The sequence below is a fragment of the Brevibacillus sp. DP1.3A genome, from assembly GCF_013284245.2.
Lineage (GTDB): Bacteria > Bacillota > Bacilli > Brevibacillales > Brevibacillaceae > Brevibacillus.
The window spans coordinates 1,076,287-1,091,094 of record NZ_CP085876.1; the positions used below are offsets into that span (position 1 = coordinate 1,076,287).

13 protein-coding genes are annotated in these 14,808 nt (G+C 48.3%); 5 read left to right on the forward strand and 8 right to left on the reverse strand.

Annotated features, from left to right (window positions below; translation table 11 throughout):
• The first annotated feature begins 1 nt into the window (after position 1).
• A complete protein-coding gene (locus HP399_RS04845; protein ID WP_173616791.1) occupies positions 2-457 on the forward strand; it encodes a phage holin family protein in 456 nt (151 codons plus the stop codon).
• A gap of 6 nt (positions 458-463) precedes the next feature.
• Positions 464-1,300, forward strand: coding sequence for an N-acetylmuramoyl-L-alanine amidase (locus HP399_RS04850; RefSeq protein WP_173616790.1), 837 nt, complete (start codon positions 464-466; stop codon positions 1,298-1,300).
• Positions 1,301-1,345: 45 nt separating this feature from the next.
• Here HP399_RS04850 and HP399_RS04855 read toward each other — a convergent pair whose 3' ends face one another.
• The 3 genes from HP399_RS04855 to HP399_RS04865 form a co-directional block, all read right to left on the reverse strand.
• Positions 1,346-1,849 carry a S4 domain-containing protein gene (locus HP399_RS04855; protein ID WP_173616789.1) on the reverse strand — a complete coding sequence of 168 codons (504 nt, stop codon included), beginning with the start codon at positions 1,847-1,849 and terminating at the stop codon, positions 1,346-1,348.
• A 311-nt stretch (positions 1,850-2,160) separates the two neighbouring features.
• Entirely contained in the window at positions 2,161-3,045 is an 885-nt protein-coding gene (locus HP399_RS04860; protein WP_173616788.1) for a glycosyltransferase family 2 protein, read from the reverse strand.
• The gene (locus tag HP399_RS04865) at positions 3,042-4,145 is read right to left on the reverse strand and encodes a glycosyltransferase family 2 protein (protein WP_173616787.1); all 1,104 of its coding nucleotides are present in this window, start codon (positions 4,143-4,145) and stop codon (positions 3,042-3,044) included. Before HP399_RS04865 ends, HP399_RS04860 begins: the two co-directional genes overlap by 4 nt.
• A gap of 150 nt (positions 4,146-4,295) precedes the next feature.
• Between HP399_RS04865 and HP399_RS04870 the strand changes: the two genes are divergently transcribed.
• From HP399_RS04870 to HP399_RS04880, 3 genes are all read left to right on the forward strand, one after another.
• The gene (locus HP399_RS04870; protein WP_173616786.1) at positions 4,296-5,384 is read left to right on the forward strand and encodes a glycosyltransferase family 2 protein; all 1,089 of its coding nucleotides are present in this window, start codon (positions 4,296-4,298) and stop codon (positions 5,382-5,384) included.
• Between the two features lie 408 nt (positions 5,385-5,792).
• Positions 5,793-8,204 (forward strand): BclA C-terminal domain-containing protein, encoded by a 2,412-nt coding sequence (locus HP399_RS04875; protein WP_173616785.1) that lies wholly within the window; start codon positions 5,793-5,795, stop codon positions 8,202-8,204.
• Positions 8,205-8,350: 146 nt separating this feature from the next.
• On the forward strand, positions 8,351-9,493 hold the full coding sequence (locus HP399_RS04880; protein ID WP_173616784.1) for a sensor histidine kinase: 1,143 nt from the start codon (positions 8,351-8,353) through the stop codon (positions 9,491-9,493).
• 82 nt (positions 9,494-9,575) lie between these two features.
• Here the strand turns inward: HP399_RS04880 and HP399_RS04885 are convergent, their stop codons facing one another.
• From HP399_RS04885 to HP399_RS04905, 5 genes are all read right to left on the reverse strand, one after another.
• Positions 9,576-10,616, reverse strand: coding sequence for an acyltransferase family protein (locus tag HP399_RS04885; protein WP_173616783.1), 1,041 nt, complete (start codon positions 10,614-10,616; stop codon positions 9,576-9,578).
• 190 nt (positions 10,617-10,806) lie between these two features.
• Positions 10,807-11,115, reverse strand: a complete 309-nt coding sequence (locus HP399_RS04890; protein WP_016741286.1) for a hypothetical protein — start codon at positions 11,113-11,115, stop codon at positions 10,807-10,809.
• Positions 11,116-11,199: 84 nt separating this feature from the next.
• Positions 11,200-11,406 (reverse strand): cold-shock protein, encoded by a 207-nt coding sequence (locus tag HP399_RS04895; RefSeq protein WP_016741285.1) that lies wholly within the window; start codon positions 11,404-11,406, stop codon positions 11,200-11,202.
• Positions 11,407-11,558: 152 nt separating this feature from the next.
• Positions 11,559-14,444, reverse strand: a complete 2,886-nt coding sequence (locus tag HP399_RS04900) for an ATP-binding protein (protein ID WP_173616782.1) — start codon at positions 14,442-14,444, stop codon at positions 11,559-11,561.
• Positions 14,441-14,803, reverse strand: coding sequence for a response regulator transcription factor (locus HP399_RS04905; RefSeq protein WP_017251882.1), 363 nt, complete (start codon positions 14,801-14,803; stop codon positions 14,441-14,443). Before HP399_RS04905 ends, HP399_RS04900 begins: the two co-directional genes overlap by 4 nt.
• Positions 14,804-14,808: the final 5 nt, after the last annotated feature.

The following is a 14,808-nucleotide window of genomic DNA, read 5'->3' on the forward strand; positions in this document are numbered from 1 at the left end:
TATGAAATCCCTACACAGCCTAGAAAGCATCGCAACCCCAGCAAACGCCTGGGCGACAACAGCAGGTGCCATCGTGTCGCCCGCCTTTCACTATCTATACGGCACGAACCGCCAAGACATCCTCATCGTCCTCTTCTTCATGATCGTCCTCGACTGGATCACAGGCATCTCCGCCGCCAAAAAGGACCAATCCTACTCCTCCGACTACGGCCTGTCCCGAATCCCACGCACCTTATTCCTCATGGCCCTACCTGCCGTAGCCAATCTCCTAGACCGCGTCATGGGCACCCCAGGATTCTTATTCTACGGTGTCACCTTCGGCCTTATCTACCACACCTGGACAAGCCTGACCGCCAATGCCCACCGCGCAGGCTGGCCGATGCCCAAATCCGTCGAGAAATTAGTCAGCGCCGAAATCAAGGCAAAGGCTGAGCGAGCCAAACGAAAGGAGTCCTAGTAAACAATGAAAATCACCGAGATGCTTCTGACCAACGTAAATTCCCGCCCCAAAAAGAAAATCGTCCCAAAAGGTGTCGTCATCCACTGGACGGCCAACGAGCGCAGCGGTGCAAATGCCGCCGCAAACCGCAACTACTTCAACAAACCAACGACAGTCGCGAGCGCACACTACATCGTGGACGACAAACAAATCATTCGCTGTCTGCCCGAGGACGAGATGGGCTACCATGTCGGGGCGAAAACTTATTCACAGGCCGCCTTGACCAAATTGAGCAACTACCCGAACAACTGCACGATTGGGATTGAAATGTGCGTCAATGCAGATGGAAGTTTTGCGAAAATGTACGAGCAAACAGTGGCGCTGACCGCGGATATCTTGAAACGACATGGCTGGGGAGCCGAGCACCTGTGGCGTCATTACGACATTACGGGGAAAAACTGCCCAGCCTTTTTTGTCGTCAATACGACCGCGCAAACATATACGGAAATGTCAGCGAAGAACGCATGGGCAAAGTTTCAACAGGATGTCCACAGGTTTCTCACAGCTTATCCACAAAAACCACAGCCTAATGTGGATAAGTGCGCAGTTGAACTGACACTCACTTCCACAGGCAAACTAATCGATGACGTATCGTATGTACCCATCCGAATGATTGCGGAGGCAGTGGGTGGAGCCGTGGAATGGGAGCCTTCCACGCAAAAAGTGACCGTGAACGGACAGGAAGTCTCCTATGTAAACGACCAGGGAACTACTTTTGCGAAAACAAGAGAGCTTGCCGCCTTACTTGGATTGCAAGTGGAGTGGGACGAGCCGAGAAAGGCGGTCGTATTGAAGAAATAAAAGAAAAGCCGCAGATCCTGTCTGCGACTTTTCCTATACATACTTTTACTCAATCCTAATCTGAATGATATCCGCTGCACTCAAGACAGCACTTGGCTTCGTCTCCTGCTCATTCAGTCGAATCTGCCCGTCCTTGATCTTGCGGACAATCTGGCTGCGACTCCAGCCTTCTATTTGTTCGGACAGCAGCTTGTCGAGGCGAAAGCGAACCTCTGCGCGCTCAATCCGAATCGTCACTTCCCGAACGCCCTTTTCCTGGTATTCATGCAAGGGGAGAGTAGATAGTGGCGAGATTTCTTCACTGAACTCCGTATCTGGCACCTCCCGATGATCTGTAAAGGCTTTGTAGATGGCCAGCTTTTCGTTCCACGTATGATTTTTCTCGCATTTATAGATAGCGAAGCGATATATGTTTTTGCCGTTAGCGTTGTGGCGGCGGATGTTGGTATCGAAAAAGAGAACGATTCGCCCGCAATTGCTGCAATATCGCCGCACTGGCTGATTTTCATGATTTTCACGTAAAACCCACGTATGCTCGATGATATGCATGGTCCTTCACCTCGTGTAAAAAGTGAAAGGAACGCACCTGCTATTTGGATGTCCTGTAGGGCAGGCCTGTTTTTGGACACAAAAAAACGGAGATTCCCCATAGCGAACCTCCGTTAGGATATACACCTACAGATTTCGTTACGTTCCTTTGTAATGGGAAAAAAGGGCAGACTTCACCTGTGCGAAAAACAGTTTGTTTTCCGAAGGCAAGCTATCCAGTTTTTTAGGCCATTACAAAGTAGTTGTTGGCATACGTAGTTACCGTACCTTTCCATCCAAATAGACGTGGTACCAATATACCATATAATGGATTAGTTTCCAAGGGGAATTGTGTTGTTGACCACAGGAGGGCGAGTGGTTTTGACGCGTAAAGGAGCGGAGCCGTAGATTTGCTTCATCCAGGTTCGCGCTTCCGCAAAGTCACTCTCCCGATAGAGATGAAAAGCGGGATGGTGTGTATCCACAAAAAGGGACAAACCCAAAGCCTGCGCCCGAATGCAGAAATGACGGTCCTCGCCCCAAAAGCTCAGATTTGGAATTTGCTTAAAGCTGACGCCAGCCTGCAGCGCTTTTCTGCGGATGAGGGTGCAAGCCCCTAAACCACCTACCTCATATACGCCGGGGACACGGAGTTGTCCGTAGAAAGCGTACTTCCGCAAGTATTGTTCTTCTAAGGAAATTTGTTCATGGCGTGCGCATTCGAATTGGGTGTATTCATCTTTGAGCCATACCTGAGGGACGGGGACGGTATCTGGTGTCCAGCTCGTCCAGAAGATTTCAGATATGATCTGTTTGTCAGAGGCCAGCAAAACTTCCAAAGTAGCTGGCTGGAGAAGCAAATCCGAATCAATGAGGAAGAGGGCATCGTAATCGTAGTGTTTGGCGCGGGCGATCATTTCGTCCTTGAATCCAGCGACCTTCCATACGAGTACGTCGCTCCAGTAATGGGTCGTGTCATCGCATGTGTAAGGATGGAGGCTGCCAGCAGCGGGGATAATGTCGACCTGTCCCATGTGTTTGTCTGCAAAGTTTTGAAGGATTTTGCTCGAAAGCGGATCGTGATTGTCATCTACGAACAAATAATGCAACGTCAAGTTTGTGCTCGACAGCTTTTCTAACGAAAACAAAAACATCCGGAGAACATCTGGTTTCTGACAAATTGGACTTCCGATTAGCACGCTCGTTTTCACGCTCATAGCACCACCTCTCGCTTTTGTGCGAAGTACGAAGCATGCAGGGAGCTCGCAGTATAATCGTAGACAAGGGATTCATGTGTCTTGCCCATGCGCTCCATGCATCGTCCCAAAAAGTGAAAAGCGTAAAAGCTCCCCATTCCTTGCTCACTAAAATGCTCCCACTGATTGTCCCCGATCTCCAAGCAATACTCGAAAGCTTTTACCGCCTCGGCATACAGACCATGCTCCATCAGGAAAACGCCTTTGTAAAAATGAAGGTCTACGTAATTGGGGTAGATTTGAATAGCTCGTGCAATACCCGGCCATGCTCCGCGCATACTGCCATGCTGGAAAAGAATATCGAATTTCAGCTTGTAGCAAATAGACGGGGGAGGTTGTTTGGTGGTCAAAAAGCCTTTCATTGCTTGATTCACCAGTGTAAAGGCATGCTCTAATTGTTTGGCGCGAAAAAATTCGTTTGCGAGATGGTAATCGGACCACGGGTCTTGTCTGGATTGCTTTCTTTCGTGACGTAAGAACCTCAAGTTGCGCAAAGCTTTTTGTTTTCGTTGAACGGCATCGTCCATATATCCGAGATGGTGAATATGTACAGGTAGCAACGGGACGGCAAGATCCATCGAAGCGGAGGCTGGCCATTGAAGCACTTCGTGTATGTCTCGCACAAATCGGAACCCTTTTTTGTTGCGAAATAAGCGGATTTGTCCGGAACGGAAGGCGGAATGGCGTGAAGCCTGCTCCTTTTTAGAACCTGTGTAATGGATCATTTTCATAAAAAAGGCGTCGCCTTTGCTCGCACTCACAGCCTGACGAAGCACCTCTGGTTTTTCTTCCTGTACGATTTCATCCGCATCCAGCCATAAAATCCACTCTCCCTTGGCAACCTGCAATCCGGCGTTTCTCGCTTTCGCAAAGCTGTTTTCCCAAGGAATCTCCAGAACTTTCGCCCCGTACTTCCGACAAATATCCTGTGTACCATCGGTTGATCCTGTATCGACAACAATGATCTCGTCTACCACCATATGCACGCTGGACAGACATGCTTCGATCTGGTCTGCTTCGTCTTTGACGATCATGCATAGTGAAAGGAGAGGCGGGCCCATTTGGATGATCACCTTCTTTTCGGTGTTGTCAGAACATATTGTTACACCATATTCGTGCGAGGAGATGGTTATGAAAGTACGGATACATAAAGGGTGATGGAAGGAAATAGGATGTTGAGAAAATGATTTTCTGGGGAGGGGGCGATCTGCATGTTTACGGTTAGCTTGTGCATGATCGTTCGGGATGAGGAAGAATCACTCGGTCGATGCTTGTCGACGGTCTACGATTTGGTGGATGAAATCATCATTGTCGACACAGGGTCGATAGATCGGACCAAAGAAATTGCATTGACCTATGGTGCAGAATTGTTTGATTTTACCTGGGAGGACGATTTTTCGGCAGCTCGTAACTTTGCTTTTGCGCAAGCCAAGATGACGTACATTTTTTGGCTGGATGCGGATGATGTGCTTTTGGAAGTGGATCGGGAACGATTTGGAGCACTGAAGGCCTTTGACAATTTTGATTACGACAGTGTCTCGATGCCGTACCATTTACTGGTAGATGAGCGAGGGAAGCCCGTGCACTATTTGCGAAGAAATCGCCTCGTCAGACGGAAGTGTAACTTTGTTTGGCATGGGGTGGTCCATGAGTATTTGGCTGTCGCGGGGGAAACTCTGCACAGTGAAATCGCCATTACTCACCAAAAAAATAAGCCGTACACAGACCGCAATTTGCAAATTTATGTAGAGCGCAAGGAAAAAGGTGAGGTATTTGATCCGCGTGATCAATTTTATTTTGCAAATGAATTGTTCGATCATGCGAGGTACGAAGAGGCGGTTGAGCAGTATCAGTTGTTTTTGGAAGGAGGCTTGGGATGGATCGAGGATCAAATATGGGCGTGTCAGAAGCAGTCAGAGTGTTACGCTCACTTGAAACAACCTGAAAAACAGATTCAATCTTTGACCAGGACACTTGCGATTGACCTTCCGCGTGCGGAGATTTGCTGCAGGATGGGGGCTTTTTTTGTGGAGAAGCAAGATTTCCTGAAGGCCATTTACTGGTACCGGCAAGCGACGTTATTGGAGCGGCCACAAGGTTCCATGGGGAAGGTAGATGAATCGGCATGGACGTGGCTGCCTCATATACAGCTGTGCTATTGCTACGATCGTATTGGGGATCAACGAAAGGCTAAAATTCACCACGATATGGCAAAGTTATATTACCCGACACATCCAAGCGTAACGTACAACGAAGCTTATTTTGCAGGACTGGAGCAACTGGATTCGGTAGAACAGTAGATGGCTATACTCCTTCTTGGTTGTCCGTATTGTATTGGGGAAGTTGTTATTTGCACGGGTCTTCTCTACAAAAATAGAATCGATCCTCGTTGATTAAAGAAGGAGATTCTCCATCCGTTACTGGTAAGAGCTGCATGACAGTTTGTTGGAATCCCTTTTTAGAGTAAGGGGGATGGCTTCTTTTTTGGAGGAAGAGAATGGATGAAAACTAAGACCCTGTTTACGGTATGGTAAAGCACTTCAATAACGATTACTCCTCGTATTGATTCCTCTAATGAATGAGCAATGGTTTCCTTTCTCCTTCTATTTTCTCATGGTTGTCTGTAAGTGCCATTCTTTTTGTCCACTGTTTCTTGTGTAACAACTCATAAGGGAGGGGAAACATCCTTTTCAAAGAGGAGGAGAATCATGTCATTTCCAAATATACCGAATATCACCCCGACCATTCATTTAGGGCGTGACGAAGCGCTCAATTTAATGTTGTCTTCTTTAGCCATGGAAGAGTTGGGGCTTAGTCATATTTTAAATGCGGAAGCTGAAAAAATTCAGTATGCACTCGGGACAATTCCCGGGCTATCTGGACCAGGGGCCACCATTTCGGATTTGCTCGCGTTAAACAAGAGTGCGCGGGACATGCTCGAAGCAGCGACAAAGCAAGACATGCTTTTGCAAAATAAGCTAGAGGCTGTGCTGGATGCTTCTAAATTCCCGGTAGGGTGGATTACGGGGCCAACTGGGCCAACGGGAGCGACTGGGGCGAGAGGAGTAACGGGAGCGGCTGGGGCGAGAGGAGCAACAGGAGCGGCTGGAACAACAGGAGCGGCTGGAACAACGGGTGCGACTGGAGCACCCGGAGCCGCAGGAGCGACTGGAACAACAGGAACAACAGGAACAACAGGAACAACAGGAACAACAGGAACAACAGGAACAACAGGAACAACAGGAACAACAGGAACAACAGGAACAACAGGAGCCACAGGAGAGACTGGAGCCACAGGAGAGACTGGAGCCACAGGAGAGACTGGAGCCACAGGAGAGACTGGAGCCACTGGAGTGACTGGAGCAACAGGAGAGACTGGATCAACCGGAACGACTGGAGCCACCGGATCAACGGGAGCCACTGGGGCCACCGGAGCGACTGGAACAACTGGAACAACTGGAGAGACAGGAACCACTGGAGCCACAGGAACGACTGGAGCCACAGGAACAACCGGAGCCATTGGAACAACGGGAGAGACCGGAGCGACTGGATCAACCGGATCAACGGGCGAGACCGGAGCCACAGGAACAACAGGAGAGACTGGATCAACCGGAACCACGGGAGCGACTGGTGCAACAGGAGAAACCGGAGAAACCGGGGTGACAGGAGCAACTGGAACGACGGGAGCCACTGGACCGACTGGACCGACTGGAACGACTGGAACAACCGGAACCACTGGAGCCACTGGAGCCACAGGAACCGCGGGAGAGACCGGAGAGACCGGAGCCACCGGAGAGACCGGAGCCACCGGAGAAACTGGAGAGACCGGAACAACGGGAGCAACTGGAGAGACGGGAAAAACAGGAGAGACGGGGACAATAGGAACAACCGGAACAACCGGAACAACCGGATCGACTGGAGAGACCGGATTAACCGGAGAGACGGGATCAACCGGAGAGACCGGAACCACTGGAGCCACGGGAGTCACTGGAACAACAGGAACAACAGGAACAACAGGAACAACAGGAACAACAGGAACAACAGGAACAACAGGAGAGAACGGAGCCACTGGAGCAACCGGAACCACGGGAGCGACAGGATTAACCGGAGCAATAGGAGAGACTGGATCAACCGGATCAACCGGATCAACTGGAACAACTGGAACAACTGGAGCAACCGGAACAACTGGAGCAACCGGAACAACAGGAGCAACGGGAATTACCGGAGTAACTGGAGAGACGGGAGCAACCGGAGCAACCGGAACCACCGGAACCACCGGAACCACCGGAACCACCGGAACGACAGGAACGACCGGAGCAACAGGAGCGACCGGAGAGTCCGGAACAACGGGATCAACAGGAGAGACTGGAACAACTGGAACAACTGGAACAACTGGAGTAACAGGAGAGACTGGATCGACTGGAGCCACCGGAACGACTGGAACAACAGGAACAACAGGAACAACAGGAACAACAGGAACAACTGGAACAGCTGGAACCACAGGAACCACAGGAACCACAGGACCAACTGGAGCCTCGGGAGAGACCGGAGCAATCGGATCAACTGGACCAACCGGAACGACTGGAGCAACAGGAGCGACCGGAACAACCGGAACAACCGGAACAACCGGAACAACAGGAGAGACTGGAACAACTGGAGTAACAGGAGAGACCGGAACGACTGGAGCCACCGGAGCCACCGGTACAGTCTTCACCAACATCAACGCATTCGGGGCCAACACCTCGGGATCTCTCATATCCGTAGTCCTAGGAGGAACGAATATCCCTCTACCGAACAACCAGGTGTTAGCAGGTGGCATTACGGTGAATGGCGCCAATACGGTATTTACGGTTCCTTCGGCAGGTAACTACTTGATTTCGTATTCCATCAATACAACAGCTGCCTTACTGGTTAGCTCGAGGATCTTGATAAATGGGACGGCATACACTCCAACTATCATCTCACCAGCTTTATCACTTTCATCGTTCAATAATACCGTCATCGCCCCTCTCACGGCGGGAGCCACAATCACGCTGCAACTGTTTGGATTATTGGGAACGGCTACCCTTCTGACAGGGGCTGGAGCGACCTTGACGATTATAAAAATAAGTAATACGTAGTATGCAAAAGGAGCTACGATGACAAGTAGCTCCTTTCCCCTTGCTATTTCTTTTTTATTAAAGTAGTAAAAATATTTAGTTAATTAACGGTGATGATAGTATAATAGCTTGGAAGGGGATTTGCCTATTATTCGGAGTGGGGATAGATGCCGATGGATGACTTGGCAGTATATTTGGACGAGCACGAGGCAACGATCGTGAAAGAATTCAAGCGAGGAATTGCCGTTTCGGACAGTGATCAATACAAAGGATTGATCCATCTGAATGGGCGAGCACTGTATCGTATGGTTATTGAATATTTTCGTTCGGAAATCACTCTTGAGGATATTAAAGAATTGGCTTACAAGGTCGCCTATGAACGAAACCGGGCAGAGACCAACATTGGTGATTTTGTTTCCAACGTGTGCATGGGCCGGGAAATGGTTATCGATCTTCTCCAAAAAGGTCCGTTTACGCCTGCCGCTTTAATGCCTGCCTTATTGAAAATAAACGAATGCTTTGATGTCTTTTTGGTACACGCTGTTTTCAAATACACCGATCTCAAAGACAACGATTTGGAAGAGAAGAAGCTATTTATCGAGCGTTCTCACAAAGACAGGCTCACGATTCTGGGGCAAATGGCATCTAGCTTCGTCCATGAATTCCGAAATCCGCTTACTTCCATTATGGGATTCTCTCGTTTGTTAAAAGAAGATTATCCGAATCTCCCTTACGTAGAGATTATTGAAAATGAGCTGCGGCAATTGAATTACCGGATTTCGCAGTTTTTGCTGGTCTCGAAAAAGGGCGCGGTCTATAAGCAAATGGAGGTTTTTAGCGTTTGGGAGTTGTTCGATGAGATTCTGTCCTTCCTCTATCCGAACATCGTTGACGTGAATGTGGATATCAAATGCAGTATCGATCCTACCTTTCAACTAAAAGGCTACAAGGATGAGATGAAGCAGGTGTTTATCAACATCATTTCCAATGCGCTGGATGCGTTACATAAAAAAACAGGTGATAAGGAGATTGACATCGAGGTGTCCCAAACGCCTGACAGGTCCTTAATTACCGTTTCCAACAATGGATCGCCCATTCCACCTGATCTGCTCTCGGTTATTTTTGAACCGTTTTTCACGACGAAGGAGCTCGGTACTGGAATTGGCTTATACGTCTGCAAAGAAATCATTGAGCGGCATGGAGGAACGATTACGTGCGAGTCTACTGATCAGCAGACGAAATTTTCCATGCAGTTCAAGCCCTGCGACACATGTACAAGTGGCTCGATGTCGATGAGTCATCATATCTAATGCCACAAAAAAACGACCTATCCATGAAGGCACGCTCTTTAACGTGCACCATGAATAGGTCATTTTTTTGTGAAAAAGCTGTTTATTTGCTAGCGTGAAGTGGCCTGCGTGTTTGTCGTATGGTTTTGGAGATACGCTCCAGTTTGTTTACCAGCCAGACCAGCATGAGCGCTAACAGGCAACTGCACCCGATAATCAGGAGCAAATACAGCAGCGAGTACCACGTGTTTTCAAACAGCCAAGCTACCTCGCCGTATTTCGCAAACAGATAATCTTTGAACATGATCAAAAAAGCAGAGTGGAACAAGAAAATAAAATACGTCAGCCCTTTTCGAAACTTAATGTGCAAACGGTCGACGCGTTCCAGAAAGAAGACCATGAGCACGAGAAACGACAGAAGCGTGGCGAAGACAAAAGTCAAATGCACAGCCACATACAGCTTGTTTGAGACAACAAAAAACAGCGCAGCCGCAGTGGAAACACCCGTCATCAGCGTCAGGATGGAGCGGTTGTTTCGCAAAAAGGATAGAATCGATTCACGGTACCAATACAACACGTGCCCCATGTACAGGGTAAAAATCCAGCTCGGGAGCATATGACGCGTGGTAAGCCCGAACCAGCCCTGATGGATAAAGTTGATGTACACGTACTGAATACCGAGCAGAATCCAAATGACATACACAATGTTGCGCTTGGTGATCACACGGCGAAACAGGTAGGCAAAAACGTAATACTGGCAAATCATAAACACAAAGTACAGATGGTCACCCGTTTTGCCTAAAACAATGTTCGTAAAGTCCTGGGCAGTTTGAGGCATCCCCTTTTTCAACAAGTAATGGTACAGGACACCAGATACTAAATAGGGGACAAAAATATACAGAAGCTTCCCTGAAAAAAACTCGCGAGCAGTAGGGCTCTTGGCTTCAAAAGAATAAGCAGTCAAATAACCAGTGGCGATCGTCAACAGGACAGTGCCGTAGCGACTGATCTGATTGAGGGCCACGATCCAAAACGGATCTGTAAAAGAAAGTGCAGAAGCCGTGAAATGACCGACTACAACGAGAAAACTTGAGAAGAGCTGGATGTAAAACAGAGATTTCAAGATTTTTGAATCTGTATACATTTCGATATTCTCCATTTCATCGTTTGTCGGCTGACGTTGTCGCTCAAACAATTAACTGTGAATGGTTTTTATGATAATAAAGTTTTCTTTGAATCGTATTTGGACAGGAGAGGGGAGTTTTTGGAAAGGGAAAATAGAAAGAAAGCCACACCCGCGCGCGTAGCTTTCGCACGAGTATGGCTTTCATACATTATTTCGGATTCTTTTTCATTTCATCGATGGTCTCACTGACCACAAACGCCAAATCGTCATTGCCAAACAGCGACAATACACCAAGGAGAGTCGCATCAGGAATATCCTCTGCTTCTTCTTTGGGAACGGTATTGTCCAGCATTTGAGCGAGTAACGTATTTTCCCCTTGAGCGGGATAAGCGCGGCGGTATAATTCGCGTGCATCTAGACCGTGATTCACACACCATTGGGCAAAAACGAGAATCATCATACCCTCGTCACGCTGATAGGCTTGAATCACTTGATCTTCCATCTCTTTTCGGTTCATGGGCATACTCCTCTAACATTCGTACGTCATGAATTTATTGTAGAGAAGAGGAAGAATCCCCGCAAGAAAAAAGAAAAGAAGGGCTCAAGAGTTCCGCTTGCTGCTGTGATTGGTTAGGACCGGTAGCATACGCGTGTCTTTTACCATACGGGCATGGCAAAAGGGGCAGCTTGGGCTCTTATCAAAGGAAAAGTTATCTCTCATCCAGCACGTACAGCCCTCATTACTGCACGTCCATACATCTGTTTCCTCTTCTTCGATTGGAACGACTGCTTTTTTTGAGAAATACACATGAACTCCTCCTTTGCAGGGCAAAAGTGCACAAAGTAACCTCTATTAATGTGTGATGGAAAGCGCATGAATATACCAAGATTTTCTTTGGTAGAAGGTAAAAAAAGAGGCCGCACTTGCATAGCCGCAGCCTCTGCTGTCCATTAATATCCTTACTGTTCATCGGGAATGAAGATTTGTCCCGTTGCTTCTTGATTCGTGATGGCCAGCAAAATCGCTTTAGACAAGGTATCTGGATGATAAGGCTTGATCAGATAGCCAGTTGCTCCCAGATCAAATGCTTTTTTCTTTTCCTCAAAAGCACTGGAGATCACGATCGGAATAGTCCGTAAATCCGGGTTTTTCCGTATTTCCTCAATGACCTTCCAACCACTCTCGCCGTCCTTCAAGATAAGGTCAAGTACGACAGCATCCGGTCGAAGCTCCTCGATTGCTGCTACTGCTTCAGTCGCCGTAGAGAAGGAATTGACACGGAATCCAGAGCTCGTCAACTCATCACGCAACAGCTCGGTTAAGTTCAAATCGTCCTCGATGATCACAACGTTTCCTGTGCATTGACCAGTTGGAGAAACTGCCTCCTCACTTCCTGCTGGATAGCCAGGGGACAAAGCATGCTCAGTCAGTGGAAGAGTAACCGTAAATGTACTACCCTTGCCCGATTCGGACGTAACGGCAACTTCTCCATGGTGCATATGGACGATCTCCTGAACAATGGCGAGACCCAATCCTGTACCGCCGATCTCACGGCGATCCGAGTTATCTACGCGATAAAATTTGGTAAACAGGTGAGGGATGGCTTCGGAAGGAATGCCTAGCCCTTCATCCTGGACCTCCACGAGCAAGCGATTGCCATCTTGTCGACAACTCACCCGGACATGACCACCATGCGGGGAGTATTTGACGGCATTACTGATCAGATTCACAAATACTTGTCGCAACTTGGCTTGGTCTCCATAAACAACCGTTTGCTCCGTTTGCAAATCGAGTTCAAATCGATGGAGAGGGGACTGGACTCGATGAAGTCCGAAAATATCCCGGATCACTTGATCAATCGCAACGCTCTCTAGCTCGTACGTCTGTCTGCCGGATTCCATGCGTTGCAAATCCAAGAAATCGTTGATTAGCGCAGTCAGGCGGTTAGCTTCTTGATAAATGGTCGCTATATACCGCTGTTGACGTTCGGGCTTGAGTTCTTTCGTTAACAGCAGCTCCGCAAAGCCAAGCACACTGGCGAGAGGGGTACGCAGCTCATGGCTGACCGTACTGACGAATTCCGATTTCATTTGGTCGATCTCGTATTCCTTGGTGAAATCACGGTAAACGAGCAAGGTACTCCATTTCTCTTGGTTCCGGTACAGTGGCTCTGCATAGAGCTGAATATAGCGTACTTGCGGTCCGGTCATCTGAAACACAATACCGCCTGAAGGAACGGCACCTTCGTCTAAAACGACAGCTCTGACATACTGAATCAGCCGATCAGTCTCTGAGGTTCGACTCTGTAGATGGGAAAGGAACTGTTCCAAGTCAAATCCTTGCGAAGCGAGCTGATGGTCGTAACACAATAACTCACAAAAATTCCGGTTCACCTGCAGTGTTTCTCCATTCAGATCAACGAGCTGAATGCCTTCTTGTACAGAATCGAGCATATCCTGCGTCATTTTGCGCTGTCGCTCTGTCTCTTCAAACATCGCGAGCTTATCGAGCGCCAAGGAGATCTGCTTGGCTAGCCCGATGATGACTTGTAGCTCCTGATCCGTGAATTTGCGATCGATACGGGAGAGGATGATACATGCCACAATGGTTTGATGTGCATCCAATACAGGAAGGTAGAGCTCGGAAGCACGTGAGATTTCATCCGTGTAGCCGCGCTCAGCGTCTGTACTTTCACGGATCAGGACATATGGCTGGCTCGTTTCCTTGATTCGCACGAACGGACCGTCGTCCAATCCTTTTCGCAGTTGCTCCAGCACGTTCTGGGAAACGCCAAAGCTAGCTGCATCCCTGTCAACGTTCAGCATGAAGATGACACCTTTATCGGCATCCATGACCTCAGTAATATTGCGAATGATACTGGACAGCAGCTTGCTTTTATCCAATGTATTCGCGAGAGAGAGGATGAAACGGTTTTTCTTTTCCAAATACCGTTCATTTTCCTCCATCTTACCTAACGCTTCTTGCAGCTCTTCTTGCTGCATCATCAGTTCATCCTGCTGGGCTTGCAGTTCTTCGTTTTGAGCCATGAGAACTTCTTCTTTGGCTTGAATTTGCCTGATCAAATAGTCGAGGGAGCGGGAGAGCCTGCCGATTTCGTCAACCCTGTTCAAATCCTGCAAAAGAGGTGTACCGCCATTGGCAAATTGCTCGGCATCTTTGGATAAACGAACCAACGGCCTACCGATATCCCGTGTGGTTTGAATGGTGACTACCACCATGATCACGAGTACCATCAGCGCGTACACGAGAAACCAGGTGCTTTGCTGTGATAGCTCTTGGAACAGTGTTTGGTTTTTCTTGTACAACACCTGTTCATGCTCATCCTCGTAACGCACGGCATATTGAAGCAGGTTGTTCACTGTCTGATTCAAGCCACTGGACGAGAATTTTCGCAGGGATTCATAGTCTCCGGTCTTTGCATAATTCGAAGCTGTCGGAAACACATTGGTGAAAAAGTTCGTGAAGAAAGACTCGATGGAAGCGACAAGCACTTGTTCCTCTTGATTGAGCGGCAGTTTTTTGAATGCTTCCAGAGCTTGTTCCAGCTTCTCTTTCTCTAGAAATAGCTCATTGTACTCATATGGGTTCAAAAAAGCGTAATAACCCCTGGCCCTAAAAAAGATCTGGCTCGTATGCTCAGAGATTTCTCTGACTAAATTTTGTTTTTGCGTGGTAGTTTGTAATGCTGTCTGATATTCGGTGAGTGCGCTGTGATTCAAATATTGAACGATGCCAGCGCCCGCAATTAACAGTGACAGAAAGAGAAGCATCATCGCCACGAAGCGACGCGTGATACTTTTTCTGATAATCGACCACCCGGTCATGCGAGCATTTCCTCCACTTTCCGGACAAGATCCATCGGGCTAAAGGGCTTCGGCATGAAGTCATCGGCACCAGCTGCACGCATTTTCTCCTGTTCGGCATGTTGACTTTTTGCCGAGAGGATCAGGACCTTAACTGCCTTTTTGTCGTCCATCTGTTTGAGCTGCTGCAATACTTCATAGCCTGTCAGCTTGGGCATCATATAATCTAAAATGATCAAGTCGTACTCATTTTGACCGATTTTTTGCAGGGCTTCCTCTCCATCGCAAGCGATATCGAGCTCATGTCCCTCGTCTTCGAGCGTGTCGCCAATCAGCATGCGCAACACGGCTTCGTCTTCGGCCAGCATAATCGTTGCCATCTCAC